Origin of the sequence: Streptomyces sp. NPDC002888, from assembly GCF_042888465.1 — a bacterium.
GTDB lineage: Bacteria > Actinomycetota > Actinomycetes > Streptomycetales > Streptomycetaceae > Streptomyces.
The window spans coordinates 161,057-179,339 of sequence record NZ_JBIAPU010000005.1 but is presented as its reverse complement, the minus strand read 5'-3'; the positions used below and the strand labels follow the sequence as shown (position 1 = coordinate 179,339).

At 71.0% G+C, this 18,283-nt stretch carries 19 protein-coding genes and 5 tRNA genes; 8 read left to right on the top strand and 16 right to left on the bottom strand.

What is annotated here, in order from left to right; genetic code table 11:
- Positions 1–82 precede the first annotated feature (82 nt).
- Both ACFYWX_RS10430 and ACFYWX_RS10425 read left to right on the top strand, forming a co-directional pair.
- Positions 83–3,094, top strand: a complete 3,012-nt coding sequence (locus ACFYWX_RS10430; protein WP_389423560.1) for a BTAD domain-containing putative transcriptional regulator — start codon at positions 83–85, stop codon at positions 3,092–3,094.
- Between the two features lie 35 nt (positions 3,095–3,129).
- Positions 3,130–4,344: an FAD-dependent monooxygenase gene (locus ACFYWX_RS10425; protein WP_389423559.1), complete on the top strand. Its 1,215-nt coding sequence runs from the start codon at positions 3,130–3,132 to the stop codon at positions 4,342–4,344.
- Here ACFYWX_RS10425 and thiD read toward each other — a convergent pair.
- Positions 4,320–5,159 carry a bifunctional hydroxymethylpyrimidine kinase/phosphomethylpyrimidine kinase gene (gene thiD / locus ACFYWX_RS10420; protein ID WP_389423558.1) on the bottom strand — a complete coding sequence of 280 codons (840 nt, stop codon included), beginning with the start codon at positions 5,157–5,159 and terminating at the stop codon, positions 4,320–4,322. The genes ACFYWX_RS10425 and thiD overlap by 25 nt on opposite strands.
- Positions 5,156–6,121 (bottom strand): thiamine-phosphate kinase, encoded by a 966-nt coding sequence (locus ACFYWX_RS10415; RefSeq protein WP_389423557.1) that lies wholly within the window; start codon positions 6,119–6,121, stop codon positions 5,156–5,158. Before ACFYWX_RS10415 ends, thiD begins: the two co-directional genes overlap by 4 nt.
- Positions 6,122–6,327: 206 nt before the next feature.
- On the opposite strand from ACFYWX_RS10415, the gene ACFYWX_RS10410 reads away from it, so the two are divergent.
- Positions 6,328–6,561 carry an Lrp/AsnC family transcriptional regulator gene (locus ACFYWX_RS10410; RefSeq protein ID WP_037677600.1) on the top strand — a complete coding sequence of 78 codons (234 nt, stop codon included), beginning with the start codon at positions 6,328–6,330 and terminating at the stop codon, positions 6,559–6,561.
- Between the two features lie 26 nt (positions 6,562–6,587).
- Positions 6,588–7,085 (top strand): DUF3515 domain-containing protein, encoded by a 498-nt coding sequence (locus ACFYWX_RS10405; protein WP_389423747.1) that lies wholly within the window; start codon positions 6,588–6,590, stop codon positions 7,083–7,085.
- 12 nt (positions 7,086–7,097) lie between these two features.
- Here ACFYWX_RS10405 and ACFYWX_RS10400 read toward each other — a convergent pair whose 3' ends face one another.
- The 3 genes from ACFYWX_RS10400 to ACFYWX_RS10390 form a co-directional block, all read right to left on the bottom strand.
- Positions 7,098–8,255 carry a D-alanine--D-alanine ligase family protein gene (locus tag ACFYWX_RS10400; RefSeq protein WP_389423556.1) on the bottom strand — a complete coding sequence of 386 codons (1,158 nt, stop codon included), beginning with the start codon at positions 8,253–8,255 and terminating at the stop codon, positions 7,098–7,100.
- A 91-nt stretch (positions 8,256–8,346) separates the two neighbouring features.
- Positions 8,347–9,357 carry an NAD(P)H-dependent glycerol-3-phosphate dehydrogenase gene (locus ACFYWX_RS10395; RefSeq protein WP_389423555.1) on the bottom strand — a complete coding sequence of 337 codons (1,011 nt, stop codon included), beginning with the start codon at positions 9,355–9,357 and terminating at the stop codon, positions 8,347–8,349.
- Positions 9,354–10,160, bottom strand: coding sequence for a lysophospholipid acyltransferase family protein (locus ACFYWX_RS10390; protein ID WP_389423554.1), 807 nt, complete (start codon positions 10,158–10,160; stop codon positions 9,354–9,356). Before ACFYWX_RS10390 ends, ACFYWX_RS10395 begins: the two co-directional genes overlap by 4 nt.
- A gap of 145 nt (positions 10,161–10,305) precedes the next feature.
- Here ACFYWX_RS10390 and cofC point away from each other — a divergent pair, with 145 nt between their 5' ends.
- Positions 10,306–10,944, top strand: coding sequence for a 2-phospho-L-lactate guanylyltransferase (gene cofC, locus ACFYWX_RS10385; RefSeq protein WP_389423553.1), 639 nt, complete (start codon positions 10,306–10,308; stop codon positions 10,942–10,944).
- 9 nt (positions 10,945–10,953) lie between these two features.
- Positions 10,954–11,157: a hypothetical protein gene (locus ACFYWX_RS10380; RefSeq protein ID WP_389423552.1), complete on the top strand. Its 204-nt coding sequence runs from the start codon at positions 10,954–10,956 to the stop codon at positions 11,155–11,157.
- Between the two features lie 82 nt (positions 11,158–11,239).
- On the opposite strand, the gene ACFYWX_RS10375 is transcribed toward ACFYWX_RS10380, so the two are convergent.
- From ACFYWX_RS10375 to leuC, 4 genes are all read right to left on the bottom strand, one after another.
- Positions 11,240–11,902 carry an HU family DNA-binding protein gene (locus ACFYWX_RS10375; RefSeq protein ID WP_389423551.1) on the bottom strand — a complete coding sequence of 221 codons (663 nt, stop codon included), beginning with the start codon at positions 11,900–11,902 and terminating at the stop codon, positions 11,240–11,242.
- 137 nt (positions 11,903–12,039) lie between these two features.
- Positions 12,040–12,270, bottom strand: a complete 231-nt coding sequence (locus tag ACFYWX_RS10370) for a hypothetical protein (protein ID WP_389423550.1) — start codon at positions 12,268–12,270, stop codon at positions 12,040–12,042.
- Between the two features lie 265 nt (positions 12,271–12,535).
- Positions 12,536–13,129, bottom strand: coding sequence for a 3-isopropylmalate dehydratase small subunit (gene leuD, locus ACFYWX_RS10365; RefSeq protein ID WP_389423549.1), 594 nt, complete (start codon positions 13,127–13,129; stop codon positions 12,536–12,538).
- Between the two features lie 6 nt (positions 13,130–13,135).
- On the bottom strand, positions 13,136–14,566 hold the full coding sequence (gene leuC / locus ACFYWX_RS10360) for a 3-isopropylmalate dehydratase large subunit (RefSeq protein WP_389423548.1): 1,431 nt from the start codon (positions 14,564–14,566) through the stop codon (positions 13,136–13,138).
- Between the two features lie 189 nt (positions 14,567–14,755).
- On the opposite strand from leuC, the gene ndgR reads away from it, so the two are divergent.
- Complete coding sequence (gene ndgR, locus ACFYWX_RS10355; protein WP_028806673.1) at positions 14,756–15,472, top strand: IclR family transcriptional regulator NdgR; 717 nt, start codon at positions 14,756–14,758, stop codon at positions 15,470–15,472.
- 170 nt (positions 15,473–15,642) lie between these two features.
- On the opposite strand, the gene ACFYWX_RS10350 is transcribed toward ndgR, so the two are convergent.
- Positions 15,643–16,152, bottom strand: coding sequence for a DUF4188 domain-containing protein (locus ACFYWX_RS10350; RefSeq protein WP_389423547.1), 510 nt, complete (start codon positions 16,150–16,152; stop codon positions 15,643–15,645).
- A gap of 85 nt (positions 16,153–16,237) precedes the next feature.
- Here ACFYWX_RS10350 and ACFYWX_RS10345 point away from each other — a divergent pair, with 85 nt between their 5' ends.
- Positions 16,238–16,882 carry a MerR family transcriptional regulator gene (locus ACFYWX_RS10345; RefSeq protein WP_389423546.1) on the top strand — a complete coding sequence of 215 codons (645 nt, stop codon included), beginning with the start codon at positions 16,238–16,240 and terminating at the stop codon, positions 16,880–16,882.
- A gap of 68 nt (positions 16,883–16,950) precedes the next feature.
- On the opposite strand, the gene ACFYWX_RS10340 is transcribed toward ACFYWX_RS10345, so the two are convergent.
- From ACFYWX_RS10340 to ACFYWX_RS10315, 6 genes are all read right to left on the bottom strand, one after another.
- A tRNA-Glu gene (locus tag ACFYWX_RS10340) sits at positions 16,951–17,023 on the bottom strand.
- Positions 17,024–17,051: 28 nt separating this feature from the next.
- Positions 17,052–17,123, bottom strand: a tRNA-Gln gene (locus ACFYWX_RS10335).
- A gap of 20 nt (positions 17,124–17,143) precedes the next feature.
- Positions 17,144–17,216: transfer RNA gene (locus ACFYWX_RS10330), tRNA-Glu, on the bottom strand.
- Between the two features lie 29 nt (positions 17,217–17,245).
- A tRNA-Glu gene (locus ACFYWX_RS10325) sits at positions 17,246–17,318 on the bottom strand.
- 22 nt (positions 17,319–17,340) lie between these two features.
- A tRNA-Gln gene (locus ACFYWX_RS10320) sits at positions 17,341–17,412 on the bottom strand.
- Between the two features lie 90 nt (positions 17,413–17,502).
- Positions 17,503–18,234, bottom strand: coding sequence for an HAD family hydrolase (locus tag ACFYWX_RS10315; RefSeq protein WP_389423545.1), 732 nt, complete (start codon positions 18,232–18,234; stop codon positions 17,503–17,505).
- Between the last annotated feature and the right edge of the window lie 49 nt (positions 18,235–18,283).

Genomic DNA, 18,283 nt, shown 5'->3' with positions numbered 1-18,283 from the left:
TTCGCTGCATAGAGCCGGTCCACCTTGTGTGGACCGGCTTTTTGCCGTACGCGCACTCGCCTGAGCTGCCAGAATCTGCCGAATGCGCTTCGGCATCCTGGGTCCGCTGGACATCCGCACCGACGACGGCACCCCCGTGGACTCCGGTGGCCCCCGCCCCCGCGCCCTGCTCACGCTCCTGCTCCTCGACGCCGGCCGCACCGTCTCCACAGACCGCCTGACGGCCGGCCTGTACGGCGCTCAGCCGCCCGCAGGAGCCGCCAACGCGCTCCAGTCGCAGATCTCCCGCCTCCGCAGGCGTCTCGCGCCGCACACGGAGATCGAGGCCACCCCGGCCGGTTACCGCATCACCGCCTCCCCCGAAGCCGTCGACACCCATCGATTCGAACACATGGCCGGTGAGGGGCGCGTCGCGTTCTCCGCCGGGGACCACACGCGCGCGGCGGCCCGGCTGCGGGAGGCGCTCGCCCTGTGGCGCGGGCCCGCCCTGCCCGACCTGCCGGAGGCGCACGCCGAGAAGGCTCGGCTGGAGGAGCTGCGGCTGGCCGCCGTACAGGACCGCATCGAGGCGGACCTGCTGCTCGGCGGCGGGCCCGAACTCGTCGCGGAGCTGCGGGCGCTGCTGCCGGCGCATCCGCTGAGCGAGCGGCTGTACGGGCAGCTGATGCGGGCCCTGCATGCGGGTGGACGGCCCGCCGAGGCCCTCACGGTGTACGAGGAGGCCCGGCGCACCCTCGCCGACGAGCTGGGTACCGATCCCTCGCCGGAGCTGTCCGCGCTCCACCTGGAGTTACTGCGGGGCGGCGGCGCCGGCGGCCCCGCCCGGCCACGCGTCCCGGTGCAGCTCACCCCGTTCGTCGGCCGCGGCACCGAGCTCGCGCGGATCGCGCGGGGGCTGTCCGACTCCCGCCTGGTCACGCTCACCGGGCCGGGCGGCGTCGGCAAGACCCGGCTGGCGGTCGAGGCGGCCCGCTCCCGGTCCGACGCGTTCCTCGTCGAGCTGGCCCCCCTCAGCGACGGCACGCGGATCCCGTACGCCGTGCTCGCCGCGCTCGGGGTGCGCGAAGGCTTCCGCACACCCGCCACCGACACCACGGACCGGCTGCTGGCCGCCCTGGAGGAACGTGAGCTGCTGCTGGTGCTCGACAACTGCGAGCACCTGGTGGAGGAGGCGGCACAGCTGTCGGCGCTGCTGCTCGGCGCCTGCCCAGGTGTCCGGGTCCTCGCCACCAGCCGGGAGTCCCTCGGCATCACCGGCGAGGTCCTGGTTCCCGTGCCGCCGCTGCCGCCGGAACCCGCCGTGCGGCTCTTCCTCGACCGCGCGCGGGCCGTACGCCCCGACTTCGACCACCACGCGCGCGTGGCCGACATCTGCCGGGCCCTCGACGGGCTGCCGCTGGCGATCGAGCTGGCCGCGGCCAGGCTGCGCACCCTCACCCCGGACGAGCTCGCCGACCGCCTCGACGACCGGTTCCGGCTGCTGACCCGCGGCGACCGCTCCAAGGCGCCCCGGCATCGCACCCTGCGCGCGGTCGTGGAGTGGAGCTGGGACCTGCTGGACGACGAGGAGCGCGACCTGGCGGCGGAGCTGACCGTCTTCCCGGGCGGGGCGACCCTCGACGCCGTGGAGGCCGTGTGCACGGCGGCCCACCCGGAGGACCTGTTGGCCTCGCTGGTCGAGAAGTCGTTCCTGGAGGTGTCCGAGGGGCGCTACCGGATGCTGGAGACGATCCGCGCGTTCGCCGCCGAACGGCTCACCGGCGCGGACGGGCCACGGGACGCCCACGCGGCGTACTTCCTGCGGCTGGCCGAGCGCGCGGAACCGTATCTCAGGGGCGGGGGCCAGCTGCGCTGGCTGGCCCGGCTGACCGCCGAGCACGGCAATCTGGACGCGGCTCTGCGGCACCTCGTGCGCACGGCTCCCGCGGACGCCCTGCCCCTCATGGCGCACCTGTCCTGGTTCTGGCGGCTGCGCGGTCCGCACGACGAACACGCCCGGCTCGCCCGTGCGCTGCTGACGGCCGTCGGCGACGAGGCGCCCACGGGGCTGGAGGAGGAGTACGCCCTGTGCGCGATGAACACGATCACCGGGCGGGGTGACGACCCGGCGGAACCCGACCGCATCGCGCGCGTGGCCGACGTTCTGCGGGCCCTGGAGAAGCCGCTGCGGCTGCCGTTCACGGTGGTCCTCTGGTCGCTCACCGGGGGCCCGCTGCTCGCCTCGGACCAGGAGGTGCGGGCCGTCCAGGTCGGCGACGACCCGTGGGGGCGGGCCGTGCTCGACCTGGGCCTCGCCTATCAGACCCAGTTCGCGGGCCGTCCCGCCGAGTCGGAGGCCGACTTCGCCCGCTCCCTGACCGGCTTCCGCGTGACCGGGGACCGCTGGGGCATGGCCAACTGCCTGGATCCGCTGGGCGGTTTCGCGTCCCGGCGCGGCGCGTACGACGAGGCCCTGCGCCTGATCGACGAGGGCCTGGCGTACGTACGGGAGCTGGAGGCCCCCGAGGAGACCGCGGACCTGCTGCGTACGCGCGGGACCGTGCTGCTGCACCGGGGCGACGTCGAGGCGGCGGCCGTCCACTACGAGCAGTCGGGCGCCCTCGCGCGCAGCGCCGGTGCCTCGGACAAGGTGGCGGCCGCCCGGCGGGGCCTCGGTGACGTGGCCCGGCTCCGCGGGGACGCGGCCCACGCACGCGTGCACTACGAGAACGCGCTGGAGGCGTGCGCGGCGAACTGGTTCAGCATCGGCGAGACGGTACGGATCCTCATCGGCCTGGGCCGCACGGCGGCCGCGGAGGGCGACGCCGACGGGGCCCGCGACTGGTTCGCCCAGGCCCACACCCACGCCCAGGAGGCACCGGACGCCCTCACCCTGGCCGACGTCGCCGACGCCCTCGCCTCGCTCGCCCCCGGCCCCGGGCGCGCTGCCGAACTCCTGGGTGCGGCGGCGGGCCTGCGGGGGGAGTCGCTCGACGCCGACCCCGATGTCGTACGGACGCGGGACGACGTACGGGCGAGGCTGTCCGCTCAGGCGTACGACGAGGCGTTCGGGCGGGGGCGAAGTCTGCGGTCAGCGGCGGTCAGCGAACGGTAGGTGGACGGTCAGCGCCTGCCCGCAGGCTCATGGCCATGACGAACTCACACCACCTCGGTCACCTGAACGTCCTGGTCTCCGGCGCGAGCGTCGCCGGCCCCGCCCTCGCCCTGAACCTCGCCCGGCGCGGCGCCCGCGTCACGGTCGTCGAGAAGGCCCCGACGCTGCGCGAGGGCGGCTTCGCGGTCGACTTCCGCGGCCATGTCCACCGCAGGGTGCTGACCGCGATGGGCATCTGGGACGAGGTCCACGCCCGCCAGACCCACATGGGCCGGCAGAGCGTCGTCGACGCCGACGGGCACGCGCGCGTGGACCTGCCGTCGGAGATGATGAGCGGTGACGTGGAGATCTTCCGCGGCGAGCTGGCGAAGATCATGTACGAGCGCACGAAGGACCGCGTCGAGTACGTCTTCGACGACTCGATCGCCACGCTCACGGAGACTGCCCACGGCGTGGACGTCACCTTCGAGCGGGGCGCTCCCGGCCGCTTCGACCTCGTCGTCGGCGCCGACGGTCTGCACTCGAACACCCGGCGTCTGGTCTTCGGCGACGAGTCCCGGTACCTGCGTTTCCTCGACTACTACGTGGCGGGCTTCGGCATCCCCAACGACCTCGGCCTGAACCGCACCGGCCGCCTCTACACCGAGCCCGGCCGCGCCATCGCCCTCGGCAACTACGACGGCGACCCCGGCCACGCGGGCGCCCTGCTGGTCTTCCGTTCCGAGCGGCTGACGTACGACCGCCGGGACGTCGCCGCGCAGAAGCGGATCCTCGCCGAGCGGTTCGCGGGGATGGGCTGGGAGACCCCGAACGTCCTCAAGGCCCTGGAGCAGGCCGACGACCTGTACTTCGACGCCATCGCCCAGATCCACGTCGACCGGCTCGCCAAGGGCCGCGTGGTCCTCCTCGGGGACGCCGGCTACGGGGCCACCATGGGCGGCATGGGCACGGGCGCGGCGATCGTCGCCGCGTACGTCCTGGCCGGTGAACTGGCCCTCGCGGGCGGCGACCACCGCACCGCGTTCGCCGAGTACGAGACGCGGATCCGGGACTTCGCCAAGGGCTGCCAGAAGATCTCCGGCAACGCGGGCCCGTTCTTCGCCCCGCCCACCGAGCGCAGGATCCGCAGCCGCGACCGCATGTACCGCCTGCTGAGCTCACGTCTGCTGGCCGGCTTCTTCAAGCGGCTCACGGAGAAGGCGGCGACGAACATCGAGCTGCGGGACTACCCCGAGCTGCCGGAATCCTGAGACCCACGGGAGCCGGTGGACCCGAGGGCCCACCCGTGGTCCACGGGCCCGATGCCACCGCCCAGCCCGAACCCGGCCGCGATCGCCCCGGTGACGTACTCCTTCGCCGACGTCACCGCCTCCGGCACGGAGCGCCCCTTCGCCAGCTGCGACGCGATCGCCGAGGCGAGGGTGCAGCCCGTGCCGTGGGTGTGCCGGTTGTCGTGGCGCGGCGCGCGCAGCCAGAGCTCCTCGGAGCCGTCGGTGAGCAGGTCCACGGCGTCGCCGGAGAGATGACCGCCCTTGATCACGACCCATCGCGGCCCGTACGCCAGCACGGCCGCGGCGGCCGTCCGCATCGAGTCCTCCGACTCGACCCGTACGCCGGTCAGTTGGGCCACCTCGTCGAGGTTGGGGGTGGCGACGGTGGCGACCGGCAGCAGCCTGGTGCGCACGGAGTCGAGGGCGGAGGACGCCAGCAGCGAGTCCCCGTGCTTGGAGACGCCCACCGGGTCGACCACGGTCGGCGCGTCCGTCTCCGCGATCAACTCGGCCACCACTTCGACGAGTTCGGCGGACGCGAGCATCCCGGTCTTCACGGCCTGTACGCCGATGTCGTCGACCACGCTGCGGTACTGGGCCCGCACCGCCTCCACCGGAAGTTCCCAAGCACCCTGCACACCGAGGGAGTTCTGCGCGGTGACCGCGGTGACGACGCTCATGCCGTGCACGCCGAGCGCGAGCATCGTCTTCAGGTCGGCCTGAATCCCCGCGCCCCCACCGGAGTCGGAGCCCGCCACCGTCAGCACCCTGGGAGGACCGGCGAGAGCGCTCATGACTCGATGTCCCCGAAGTGGTCCCAGCCGCCCTTGCTGGTCCACGGCGCCCCGTCGACCGTGACCTGGGGCAGCGCGGAGGGGTTGAGCACCTCGCCGATCACCTTCCAGCGGGCCGGGAGCTTCACGTCCGGCGGGAAGGTCGCCACGATCGCGTGGTCCTCTCCCCCGGTCAGCACCCACTGGAGCGGGTCGACGCCGACGGCCTGCCCGATGTCGTTCATCTGGGTGGGGATGTCGATCGCGCCGGAGCGGATGTCGATGCGGACCTTGCTGGCCTCCGCGATGTGCCCGAGGTCGGCGATCAGTCCGTCGCTGACGTCGCACATCGCGGTCGCGCCGAGCCCCGCGGCGGCCGGACCCGCGTGGTACGGCGGCTCGGGGCGGCGGTGCGCCTCGACGAAGGCGCGCGGCGAGCGGAAGCCCCGGGAGAGCACCGCGTACCCGGCGGCGGACCAGCCCAGCCAGCCGGTCACCGCGACGAGGTCACCGGGCTGCGCTCCGCCCCGGGTGATCGGCTCCTGGTTGCGCAGGTCGCCGAGCGCGGTGATCGACACCACGATCGTGTCGCCCCGTACGACGTCGCCGCCGACCACGGAGGCACCCGCGACCTGGCACTCGTCGCGCAGGCCGTCCATCAGCTCGGTCGGCCAGGCCACCGGCAGTTCGGCGGGGACGACCAGGCCGAGCAGCAGCGCGGTCGGCACGGCGCCCATGGCGGCGATGTCCGCGAGGTTCTGCGCGGCCGCCTTGCGGCCGACGTCGTAGGCCGTGGACCAGTCGCGGCGGAAGTGCCGGCCCTCCAGGAGGATGTCCGTGCTGGCCACGACCCGCCGGTCGGGCGCGGCGACCACCGCGGCGTCGTCGCCGGGGCCGACCCGGACCGCCGGGGTGGTGGTGAGACGGGAGGTGAGCTCCCTGATGAGCCCGAACTCCCCGAGCTCACCAACAGTGCCCTTCATTGCCCTTTCTCCCCTTCTGTCCCTGTCCGTGCCCGGTCGCGCGTGACCAGTGTCCTCGATACGGTCGAAGTGACCGTCAACTTCTGTCGTGCCTGCACCCCGGCGCGTACGCCCCGGCCCCCGCAGGTCTCCCCGCGGCGAGCGGCGACGCGATACCGTGGCGTTCCTTTTCCCCACATGATCCTCGTGGCCGCCCTGGAGGTTCCGTGGTACAGGCGTACATCCTGATCCAGACGGAGGTCGGCAAAGCGTCGACCGTCGCCGAGACGATCAGCAAAATCCCTGGGGTCGTCCAGGCCGAGGACGTGACAGGCCCGTACGACGTCATCGTGCGGGCCCAGGCCGACACCGTCGACGACCTCGGCCGCATGGTGGTCGCGAAGGTCCAACAGGTGGACGGCATCACCCGCACCCTGACCTGCCCGGTGGTGCATCTGTAGCCCCCGTCTACCCTTGGCCGGTGCGAATCTTCCTCCGTCACCGGCCTTCTCGACTGCTCGCGCTCGCTCTGTTGATCGCTGCGGCGGGCTGCTCATCAGCAGACGACAGTGCGTCGACGGCGGTTCCCAGCCCGTCCGCGAAGGCCATGGAGCTGTGCCGGAACCTGGACGAGGCGCTGCCGTCGAAGGTCGACAGTCAGGGTCGCCGGGACCCCGAGCCCGAGTCCGCGCTGACCGCGGGCTGGGGGAACCCGGCGATCATACTGCGCTGCGGTGTTCCGCGACCGCCGAAGATGATCGACCCGAAGGTGGCCGAGGGGCACGACCCGGACGCGGTCGCGGGCGGTGTGAACGGGGTCGACTGGCTGATGGAGAAGCAGGACGACGGGGCGTACCGCTACACCACGGCCAACCGTCGGGCGTACGTGGAGGTCACGGTGCCGAAGGGGCGGGACAGCTCGAGTGCGCTGATCGACCTGGCGTCGGCCGTCAAGAAGGCGATCCCCGAAGGGATCGCCGACTGAACGATACTGCTCTCACCTGAGCCCGGTGGAGCGCCTCAGCGCCGCCTGCACCAGCCTGTCCACCAGTTCCGGATAGCTGATCCCGCTCGCCTGCCACATCTGCGGATACATCGAGATCGGTGTGAAACCGGGCATCGTGTTGATCTCGTTGATCACGAACTCGCCGTCCTCGGTGAGGAAGAAGTCCGCGCGGACCAGCCCCTCGCAGGAGGCCGCCTCGAAGGCGTCGACCGCGAGGCGCTGCACCTCGGCCGTCTCCTGGGGCGTCAACGGCGCCGGCACGATCCCCGGGGTGGAGTCGATGTACTTGGCCTCGAAGTCGTAGTACGCGTGCGCGTCCGGCGGCGGGATCTCCGCGGGGGCCGAGGCCCTCGGGCCGTCCTCGAACTCCAGCACCCCGCACTCGATCTCGCGGCCGCGCAGCGCCGCCTCGACGAGGATCTTCGGGTCGTGCCGCTGGGCCTCGGCGATCGCCTCGCCCAGGCCGGAGAGGTCGTCGACCTTGGTGATGCCGATGGACGAACCCGCGCGCGCGGGCTTCACGAACAGGGGCCAGCCGTGCTCGCCGGCGAAGTCGACGATCTTCTTGCGGGCGGCCGACTCGTCCTGCTGCCACTCGCGCGGCCGGATCACCACGTACGGGCCGACCTTGAGGCCGAACGAGACGAACACCCGCTTCATGTACTCCTTGTCCTGGCCGACGGCCGAGGCGAGCACACCCGCACCCACGTACGGGATGCCGGAGAGCTCCAGGAGGCCCTGGAGGGTGCCGTCCTCGCCGTACGGGCCGTGCAGGACGGGGAAGACGACGTCGACCTCACCGAGCGCCTTGGGCACCGAACCGGGCTCGCTGTAGACGACTTCGCGGTTGGCGGGGTCGAGCGGGAGCACCACACCGCCCTCGCTCGACTCGGCGAGCTCCTCGACCTCGGGCGTACGGCGTTCGGTGATCGCCATGCGGTCCGGTTCGTCGGCGGTGAGCACCCAGCGGCCGTCTCGAGTGATACCGATCGGCAGGACGTCGTACTTCGTCCGGTCGATGGCCCGCAGTACGGCGCCGGCGGTGACCATGGAGATCCCGTGTTCGGAGCTGCGCCCGCCGAACACGACGGCCACGCGCGGTTTGCGGGACGGCTGCTCAGGGCTCTGGGGGAGGTTCTCGGTGCTCATATCGCGTTGAGAGTACCCGTTGGTAGTGCCGTGATACAGCGCGCACGGGGCTGCGTGGCGCGGGCGTCGCCCGCGCCGCCCCGTGCGTCGCTCAGCGTCGTTCCGGCTTCGCGCTGCGCGACATGAGCTCCTTCAGTGCCACCACCGGAGGCTTGCCCTCGTGCACGATGCCGACGACCGTCTCGGTGATGGGCATGTCGACGCCGTGCCGGCGGGCCAGATCCAGCACGGACTCGCAGGACTTCACGCCCTCGGCGGTCTGCTTGGTGACCGCGATGGTCTCCTGGAGGGTCATGCCCTTGCCGAGGTTGGTGCCGAAGGTGTGGTTGCGGGACAGCGGCGAGGAGCAGGTGGCCACCAGGTCGCCCAGGCCCGCGAGTCCGGAGAAGGTCAGCGGGTCGGCGCCCATCGCCAGGCCCAGTCGGGTGGTCTCGGCGAGGCCGCGTGTGATGAGCGAGCCCTTGGCGTTGTCGCCCAGGCCCATGCCGTCCGCGATGCCGACGGCGAGACCGATGACGTTCTTGACCGCGCCGCCGAGTTCGCAGCCGACCACGTCGGTGTTGGTGTACGGACGGAAGTACGGGGTGTGGCAGGCGGCCTGGAGCCGCTGGGCGACGCCCTCGTCGGTGCAGGCGACCACGGCCGCGGCCGGCATGCGGGCGGCGATCTCACGGGCCAGGTTGGGGCCGGTGACCACCGCGACGCGCTCCGAGGGGACCTTGGCGACGTCCTCGATGACCTCGCTCATCCGCATGGTCGTACCGAGTTCGACGCCCTTCATCAACGACACCAGGACGGTGTTCCGGGCCAGCAGCGGCGTCCACTCGGCGAGGTTGGCGCGCAGCGTCTGCGAGGGGACGGAGAGGACCGTGAAGTCGGCGCCGGCGGCCGCTTCGGCCGGGTCCGTCGTGGCCCGCACGGTCCGCGGCAGTTCCACACCGGGAAAGTAGTCGGGGTTGGTCCGGGTGGAGTTGATCGCCTCCGCGACCTCCGCCCGCCGCGCCCACAGGGTGACCTCGCACCCCGCGTCGGCGAGCACCATTCCGAATGCGGTGCCCCACGAACCGGCGCTGAGGACCGCCGCCTTGACCGGGTTGCTCACGTGCCCTGTCCTTCCACCGGCGTACCCGGGGCCTGTGCCTGTGCCTGTGCCTGTGCCTGCAGCTGTGCCTGCGCCTCGGTCCGGCGCCGCTGCTCGATCCGCTCCCGACGCGGGTCGTAGGGCGTCTGAGGGGCCTTCTCGCCGCGGATCTCCTCCAACTGACGGGTGACCGCGGCCATGATGACCTCGGTCGCCTCCTTGAGGACCTCCGCGGTCATCTCCCTGCCGTAGAAGCGCGAGAGGTCCACGGGCGGCCCGGCCAGCACCTGGTGGGTCTTGCGCGGGAAGAACTGGGGCTTCTTGGCGTACGGCGGCAGCAGCTCGTTGCAGCCCCACTGCGCGACGGGAATCACCGGGCACTTGGTCTGCAGGGCCACGCGCGCGGCGCCCGTCTTGGCGGTCATGGGCCAGCCGTTGGGGTCGCGGGTGAGGGTGCCCTCGGGGTAGAAGGCGACGCACTCGCCGCGCTCCACGGCCTCGATCGCGGCCCGGAAGGCGCTGAGCGCGTCCGTGCTCTCGCGGTAGACGGGGATCTGCCCGGTGCCGCGCATGGCGGCGCCGACGAATCCCTTCCGGAAAAGTGCGCTCTTCGCCAGGAATCGCGGAACCCTTCCGGTGTTGTACTGGTAGTGCGCGTATGCGAAGGGATCCACGTACGAATTGTGGTTCACCGCGGTGATAAATCCACCCTCGGCCGGAATGTGCTCCATTCCGCGCCAGTCCCGCTTGATCAGAGCCACCAGCGGCGGTTTGCAGATCACCGCGGCGAAGCGGTACCAGAAGCCGATTCTGCGGCGGGGCACGCGAGCACCTTCCTCTAGGGCCTTGGGGGGCCGCACAAGTGTCGCCCCAGGCCGCCGGTCTGTCGAGAACACCGTACGCCCCGACCCCCGGCCGACCCGGTGGCCCGGGTGACAATGTCCGCGACGAGAGAGGGACGGTACGTCGGTGCAGTGGACCTTGGTCATACCCCTGAAGCCCCTGGCGCGAGCCAAGAGCAGGCTCTCGGACACCGCTGCCGACGGGTTGCGCCCCGGGCTGGCCCTCGCCTTCGCCCAGGACACGGTGGCGGCCGCGCTGGCCGCGGCGTCGGTGGCGGATGTGGCAGTCGTCACCAACGACGCCCTGGCGCGTCGCGAGCTGGCGGCGCTGGGCGCCCGGATCGTCACCGACGAGCCGACCGGCGGCCTGAACGCCGCTCTGGCGCATGGGGCGGCGGTCGTACGCGGTTCGCGCCCCGAAAGCCCGGTGGCGGCCCTGAACGCCGATCTGCCCGCCCTGCGCCCGCTGGAATTGACGCGGGTCCTGGACGCGGCCGCGGAATTCCCCCGGGCTTTTCTCCCCGATGCCGCCGCAATCGGCACCACTCTGCTGGCCGCCACCCCCGGCCGCGAATTGCTCCCGGCATTCGGCACCGATTCCCGGGCCCGCCACCGCGCGTCCGGGGCCGTGGAACTCCGGCTGGACGCGGTCGATTCGGTACGGCAGGACGTGGACACCGGCGACGACCTGCGCGCGGCGCTGGCGCTCGGCGTGGGCCCCCGGACGGCGGCGGCGACCGCGCGCCTGTTGATCCCGGGGCAGTAGGCTGCCGCCATGCAGGCCACCGCATACACGTACGACCCCGAAACCCGCAGCGGGCAGGTGCTGCTGGACGACGGCACCCCCGTGCCCTTCGACGCGCCGGCGTTCGACGCGGGCGGCCTGAGGCTGCTGCGGCCCGGCCAGCGGGTGCGGATCGAGGTGGAGGGCGCGAAGGACGACCTTCGCATCACCCTGGTGACGCTTCAGACACTCTGAGTGACCGACCCCGAACACGCCGCGGGCCGGGCTCCCGAGGGAGTCCGGCCCGGCGCGTGAGTGCCCTTGTGCCCCTGCGCCCTTACGACTTGCGGGCGGTGGCCTTCTTGGCGGTGGTGGTCTTGCGGGCCGTCGACCGCTTGGCCGGGGCCTTCTTGGCCGTCGCCTTCTTCGCGGGGGCGCTCTTGGCCGTGGTCTTCTTCGCCGCCGTGGTCTTCGCCGCGGTGGTCTTCTTGGCGGCCGCTCCGGTCGTCTTCTTCGCGGTCGTCTTCTTCGCCGTGGTCTTCTTCGCCGCGGCGGCCCCGGCCGTCTTCTTGGCCGTGGTCTTCTTCGCGGCGGCCTTCTTCGCGGCCGCCGTCTTGGCGGTGGCCTTCTTCGCGGCGGCCTTCTTGACCGTCGCGGAAGCACCGCCGGTCAGGCTGCCCTTGGGGGCCTTCTTGACGGCGACCTCGCCGCCGCGCGGGAGCTTCTTCGTGCCGCTGACCAGGTCCTTGAAGCCCTGGCCCGCACGGAAGCGCGGAACGGAGGTCTTCTTGACCCGAACCCGCTCGCCCGTCTGGGGGTTGCGGGCGTAGCGGGCCGGACGGTCGACCTTCTCGAACGAACCGAAGCCGGTGACCGAGACCCTCTCCCCCGCCACGGTCGCCCGGACGATGGCGTCCAGGACCGCGTCGACAGCGTCGGCGGCCTGCTGGCGGCCGCCCACCTTGTCGGCAATCGCTTCTACGAGCTGCGCCTTGTTCACGTCTTCCCCTTCGGAGACATCGCCAGAACGAAAGTGTTCAAGCTTTTTCGCACGTTAGGCAGATATATACCGCAAATCAAACACGAAACGGGCTTATCACCCGATGTGCCGCAGCGGACTCGACTGTCCTGGACTGTTCAGCGTTCCTCGTCGGGGATTCGTCCCTCGTCCAGGTCCTTCATGAACCGCTCCAGACGCCTTGTCGCATCGGCGAGATCGTGCTTGGCCGCGGCCGTAATGACCAGCAGCTTCCGGGTCAGCGCCATCCGTACGCCCTCCGGGACTTGCAGTGCGCGCACCCTTGCGTGCGCTTCCTTGAGTTGGATCGCGACTGCCGCATAGAGCTCGAGTTGGCCGTCGTGTTCCATGCACAGATTGTGCCATCTGGGGCGAGTTGTCGCCCGCCCAGGGGGCAACTCCTGCCTCGAACGGCCCTCTCCGCGCTTGCGGAAGCCGCGTCCTCAACTCTCGCGTACCCCGACAACAAGGCCCCTAACGTGGGAAGTTGAGATGGCACCCACAAGCAGGCGGGGCCGTTCGGGTGCAGAAACGGCTGTACCCCCGATCGGGCCGATCGGGGGTACAGCGGGGGTTTCGGGGTGGCCGAATCTCGACTTGCGCCGAGCCCGGTGGTCAGACCTGGAGCGTCCGCGGCTTGTAGGACGGGCGCTTGGCCTCGTACGCGGCGATGTCGTCCTCGCTCTGAAGCGTGATGGAGATGTCGTCCAGCCCGTTCAGCAGCCGCCAGCGGGAGTTCTCGTCCAGCTCGAAGGAGGCGGTGATGCCCTCGGCGCGCACCTCGCGGTCCTCCAGGTCGACCGTGATCTCGGCCTGCGGGTCCTGCTCGGTGAGCTCCACCAGGGCGTCCACGATCTTCTGCTCGAGAACCACCGTGAGCAGGCCGTTCTTGAGCGAGTTGCCGCGGAAGATGTCGGCGAAGCGGGAGGAGATGACCGCCTTGAAGCCGTAGTTCTGCAGCGCCCAGACGGCGTGCTCACGGGAGGAGCCGGTGCCGAAGTCGGGGCCGGCGACCAGGACGGTCGCGCCCTGGCGCTCGGGCCGGTTGAGGATGAAGGACTCGTCCTTGCGCCAGGCCTCGAACAGCCCGTCCTCGAACCCGTCCCGGGTCACCTTCTTGAGCCAGTGAGCAGGGATGATCTGGTCGGTGTCGACGTTGCTGCGGCGCAGCGGAACGGCCCGGCCGGTGTGCTTGGTGAATGCTTCCATGACTGATCAGACTCCAGCGGGCGTACGGGTCTCGACGTCGGACAGGTCGGCCGGGGAGGCCAGGTGGCCCAGGACCGCCGTCGCGGCGGCGACCTGCGGCGACACCAGGTGCGTACGACCGCCCTTGCCCTGTCGTCCCTCGAAGTTGCGGTTGGAGGTGGACGCGGAGCGCTCCCCCGGGGCCAGCTGGTCGGGGTTCATGCCCAGACACATCGAGCAGCCCGCGTGCCGCCACTCGGCGCCGGCCTCCTTGAAGACGACGTCCAGGCCCTCGGAGACGGCCTGCAGACCGACTCGCGCGGAGCCGGGCACGACCAGCATCCGTACGCCGTCGGCGACTTTGCGGCCCTTGAGCAGCTCGGCGGCGGCGCGCAGGTCCTCGATGCGGCCGTTGGTGCAGGAGCCTACGAAGACGGTGTCCACGTTGATGGAGCGCAGCAGCTGTCCGGCCTCCAACCCCATGTATTCCAGGGCCTTTTCGGCGGCGAAGCGCTCCGAAGCGTCTTCGTACGAAGCCGGGTCGGGGACGGACGCCGAAAGCGGCGCTCCCTGGCCGGGGTTGGTGCCCCAGGTGACGAACGGCGACAGCTCGGCGGCCTCGATGACGACCTCTGCGTCGAACTCGGCGTCCTCGTCCGTCCTCAGCGTCTTCCAGTACGCCACGGCGGCGTCCCAGTCCTCGCCCTCCGGGGCGTGGACGCGGCCCTTGAGGTACGCGAAGGTGGTCTCGTCGGGGGCGATCATGCCCGCGCGGGCGCCGGCCTCGATCGACATGTTGCAGATGGTCATCCGGGCTTCCATCGAGAGCTGCTCGATGGCGGAGCCGCGGTACTCCAGGACGTAGCCCTGGCCGCCGCCCGTGCCGATCCGGGCGATGATCGCCAGGATCAGGTCCTTGGCGGTGACGCCGTCGGGCAGTTCGCCGTTGACGGTGATGGCCATGGTCTTGGGCCGCACCAGCGGCAGCGTCTGCGTGGCCAGCACGTGCTCGACCTGGGAGGTGCCGATACCGAAGGCCAGACCGCCGAAGGCGCCGTGCGTGGACGTGTGGGAGTCGCCGCAGACGACGGTCATGCCCGGCTGGGTCAGGCCCAGCTGCGGTCCCACGACGTGGACGACGCCCTGCTCGACGTCGCCCAGCGGGTGCAGGCGGACGCCGAAGTCTGCGCAGTTCTTGCGCAGCGTCTCCAGCTGGGTGCGGGAGACCGGGTCGGCGATCGGCTTGTCGATGTCGAGGGTCGGGGTGTTGTGGTCCTCGGTCGCGATGGTGAGGTCGAGGCGGCGGACCCGCCGACCGTTCTGGCGCAGACCGTCGAAGGCCTGCGGGCTGGTCACCTCGTGCAGCAGGTGCAGATCGATGAAGAGGAGGTCGGGCTCGCCCTCGGCGCGCCGGACGACGTGGTCGTCCCAGACCTTCTCCGCGAGTGTCCTACCCATCGCTTTCCCTCCGGCCGGAAAAACGTGCACCGGCCCAACTAGAGATCTTCAGGAGACGGCGCCCGCGCCCCTGTTCCGGGCGTCCGCCGACAGGCCCGTCGGTCCACGAGCCGCTGTGTATTTCCAGGGTGGCGTGTTCCACGCAAAATTGAACTTGCGTTTCACAGAGTGAGACGTGAGTATCGTTTCATGGACAACAGTAGCGGCGTCGGCGTTCTGGACAAGGCGGCCCTCGTCCTGAGCGCTCTGGAGTCCGGTCCGGCCACCCTCGCGGGCCTGGTCGCGGCCACCGGACTCGCACGACCCACGGCCCACCGCCTGGCTGTGGCACTGGAACACCACCGCATGGTGGCACGCGACATGCAGGGCCGCTTCATTCTCGGCCCGCGCCTGGCCGAGCTGGCCGCTGCCGCCGGCGAGGACCGCCTCCTCGCGACGGCGGGCCCGGTGCTCACCCACCTCCGTGACATCACGGGCGAGAGCGCACAGCTCTACCGCCGCCAGGGCGACATGCGCATCTGCGTCGCCGCGGCGGAGCGCCTGTCCGGACTCCGGGACACGGTCCCGGTCGGCTCGACGCTCACGATGAAGGCCGGCTCGTCGGCTCAGATCCTCATGGCCTGGGAGGAGCCGGAGCGTCTGCACCGGGGCCTGCAGGGCGCCCGCTTCACGGCGACGGCCCTGTCGGGCGTACGGCGCCGCGGGTGGGCCCAGTCCATCGGCGAGCGGGAGCCGGGCGTCGCCTCCGTCTCGGCGCCCGTGCGCGGCCCCTCCAACCGCGTGGTCGCCGCCGTCTCGGTCTCCGGCCCCATCGAACGCCTGACCCGCCACCCGGGCCGCATGCACGCCCAGGCAGTCATCGACGCCGCGGGCCGCCTGTCAGAGGCGTTGCGCCGCACGGGCTGAGGTTCACAGGCCGGAGGAGGAGGCAGCCTCAACGCCGCGGCAGCCTCCCCCAACGGCAGGGATCACACCCCCAAGGGGCGCGGGACTGTATCGATATGCGGCTCCGCCGCGTGGGCGCGACAAGCTACGGACAACCCGCCCACGCCACACAGCAGAGCCCGCTACGGCGCTCAGGCACCTGAACGCTGCCCCCGATGCGCGAACCGCTCCTTCGCCCGCCGCCCCCGACGCTCGACCGGCAACACCCCCGTGGCTGCCGCGAGGCCGAAGGGCGGCATGTCGGCGTAGATCGCCTCGTAGGACCCCTCGGGCACGACGTACGTCTCGTGCCACAGCCCCACGTGCCCGCGCACCTTCCCCGCCCGCTCCTTGCGGTTGATGATCGACCACGCCCGGTGGTGGAACATGTCGGGCGAGGTCGCGTACGCGTACAGCTTCTCCTTGGACTCCCAGTACTGGACGACGTAGTACGTCCGTGGCGAGGCTGTCAGCAGTACGCGCCCCAGCAGTCCCCGGTCCTTGTCCCGTGCGAGCTCCGCCAGCATGCGGAACATCGCCAGGAAGACCGGCACCCACTGGTGCACCGCCCAGAAGTGGTTGACGCGCATGCCGATCAGCAGGACCACCACATCCCCTTCGGCAGCCGCGGTCGTGCGACCCAGTACCGGTTTCGTGGACATGGCAGCCCCCTGCTTCATTGGATAGCGTCACTATCTTCTTGAGCGATGCTTGGATAGTGACACTTCCCAAGGAGAGGCGCAAGAGATGCGGCTGGCGGAGCTGAGCGAGCGCAGCGGGGTGTCCACGGCGACGATCAAGTACTACCTGCGCGAAGGACTGTTGGCGCCCGGCCGCCAGATCAACACGACCACCGCCGAGTACGACGAGGAGCATCTGCGCCGGCTGCGTCTGGTGCGCGCGATGATCCAGGTCGGCCGGGTGCCGGTGGCGACGGTCCGTGAGGTGCTCGGGCACGTCGACGACGACTCCCTCGGCCGTACGGTCCGCCTCGGCGCCGCGCTGTGGGCGTTGCCGCAGGTTCCCGAGCCGGACGCGGAGGACGAGTACGTCCGGGCCGCGCACGACGAGACGGAGCAGCTGCTGGACGCGCTGGACTGGTCGAACGCCAAGGCGCTGGTCACCATCTCGCCCGCGTACCGCTCGCTGGTGGTGGCGGTGGCCGCGCTGCGCCGGCTCGGCTACGACTGGAGTCCCGAACTCCTCGCCTCCTACGCCCGGTTGATGCACCAGGCGGCCGTCCTCGACCTGGACTTCATGGAGACGTTTCCGACGGAGGCCGAGAAGGTCGAGATCGCGGTCCTGGGAGCGGTCCTCGTCCAGCCGATGCTGCAGTCGCTGCACCGGCTGGCGCAGGAGGAGGAGTCGGCGCGGAGATACGGCTTCGAGTAGCGCGGGCCCGCGGTGCGCCGCGCCAACGACGAAGACCCCCCACCGAAGTGGAGGGCCTTCCCTGTGCGTACCCCCGACCGGATTCGAACCGGCGCTACCGCCTTGAGAGGGCGGCGTGCTAGGCCGCTACACAACGGGGGCGTGGACTCTGCGTTTCCGCAGGCCCGAGCTGGTCTACCTGGACTCGAACCAAGACTAACTGAACCAGAATCAGTCGTGCTGCCAATTACACCATAGACCAATGTGGTTTAGACCAGTCAGTACCCCCGACCGGATTCGAACCGGCGCTACCGCCTTGAGAGGGCGGCGTGCTAGGCCGCTACACAACGGGGGCCCTAGCGATCCCGAGTTGATCGAGATCAGTACCCCCGACCGGATTCGAACCGGCGCTACTGCCTTGAGAGGGCAGCGTGCTAGGCCGCTACACAACGGGGGCGGGTGCAGATGAGCTCTGCGAGCTGGCCTACCTGGACTCGAACCAAGACTAACTGAACCAGAATCAGTCGTGCTGCCAATTACACCATAGGCCACTGGAACACAAGCCCCTGAAGGGATTTTGTTCTAGCTTGCACCCCCGGTTCCGGCCTTTCGGCCCGCTCCCCGGCGGCGCAGGAAGAACATTACCTGAAGGTGGACGGGGCTCCAAAACGACTATCCGTGCCGAGGATCGCGGGAAGTTCGGCGAGGGAGGCGATGCGGTGCCGTCCGGCGGGCGCGTCGCCGCCGGTGAACACGCCCCCGCGGTCGATCCAGACGGACAGCAGACCGGCCTCGGCGGCACCGCGCCCGTCGATCTCCGGGTGGTCGCCGACGTAGGCAACCTGGTGGGGAGCGAGTTCCAGGGACTCGCAGGCCGCGTGGAAGGCGCCGGCCTCCGGCTTGGAGATGCCGAGCTCGGCGGCGCACAGGATGCTCTCGAAGCGGTCGTGCACGCCGAGGACGCGCAGCTTGCGGTCCTGGACGTGAATGCTGGAGTTGGACAGCACGGAGTGTCGGTGGCTGGCCGCGAGGGCGTCCAGGACCGGCAGCACGTCCGGGAAGAGCGCCCAGGCCCGCTCGTAGTGCCCGATGTAGCGCTGGAACCAGGCGTCCGCGCCGGCGTCGCTCAGCGTCTCGCCGAGGAAGACGCGCACCCGTTCCCGGCGCTGCCCCTCGAAGGTCAGCTCGCCCGCCGCGAACCGCTCCCACTGCTGGTCGGTGACCGCCCGCCACCGCAGGATGGCCTGCTCGACGGTCTCGTGGGCGGCGAGGAGCTTCTCGGCCGTCAGATGGTCGCGCATTCCGGCGCGGTCCGCCGCGCCGTAGTCGAAGAGGGTGTCGTCGACGTCCCAGACCACGGCACGGATGCTCATGGATCGACGGTAACCCGCCGGCCCGGGGCCTGTCCGGGGAACGGCGAAG

What these genes read in the sequence shown, in the direction of transcription:
- ACFYWX_RS10430 (WP_389423560.1), top strand. Translation starts at nt 83, where the DNA reads ATGCGCTTCGGCATCCTGGGTCCGCTGGACATCCGCACCGACGACGGC.
- ACFYWX_RS10425 (WP_389423559.1), top strand. Translation starts at nt 3,130, where the DNA reads ATGACGAACTCACACCACCTCGGTCACCTGAACGTCCTGGTCTCCGGC.
- thiD (WP_389423558.1), bottom strand. Translation starts at nt 5,159, where the DNA reads ATGAGCGCTCTCGCCGGTCCTCCCAGGGTGCTGACGGTGGCGGGCTCC.
- ACFYWX_RS10415 (WP_389423557.1), bottom strand. Translation starts at nt 6,121, where the DNA reads ATGAAGGGCACTGTTGGTGAGCTCGGGGAGTTCGGGCTCATCAGGGAG.
- ACFYWX_RS10400 (WP_389423556.1), bottom strand. Translation starts at nt 8,255, where the DNA reads ATGAGCACCGAGAACCTCCCCCAGAGCCCTGAGCAGCCGTCCCGCAAA.
- ACFYWX_RS10380 (WP_389423552.1), top strand. Translation starts at nt 10,954, where the DNA reads ATGCAGGCCACCGCATACACGTACGACCCCGAAACCCGCAGCGGGCAG.
- ACFYWX_RS10370 (WP_389423550.1), bottom strand. Translation starts at nt 12,270, where the DNA reads ATGGAACACGACGGCCAACTCGAGCTCTATGCGGCAGTCGCGATCCAA.
- leuD (WP_389423549.1), bottom strand. Translation starts at nt 13,129, where the DNA reads ATGGAAGCATTCACCAAGCACACCGGCCGGGCCGTTCCGCTGCGCCGC.
- leuC (WP_389423548.1), bottom strand. Translation starts at nt 14,566, where the DNA reads ATGGGTAGGACACTCGCGGAGAAGGTCTGGGACGACCACGTCGTCCGG.
- ndgR (WP_028806673.1), top strand. Translation starts at nt 14,756, where the DNA reads ATGGACAACAGTAGCGGCGTCGGCGTTCTGGACAAGGCGGCCCTCGTC.
- ACFYWX_RS10350 (WP_389423547.1), bottom strand. Translation starts at nt 16,152, where the DNA reads ATGTCCACGAAACCGGTACTGGGTCGCACGACCGCGGCTGCCGAAGGG.
- ACFYWX_RS10345 (WP_389423546.1), top strand. Translation starts at nt 16,238, where the DNA reads ATGCGGCTGGCGGAGCTGAGCGAGCGCAGCGGGGTGTCCACGGCGACG.
- ACFYWX_RS10315 (WP_389423545.1), bottom strand. Translation starts at nt 18,234, where the DNA reads ATGAGCATCCGTGCCGTGGTCTGGGACGTCGACGACACCCTCTTCGAC.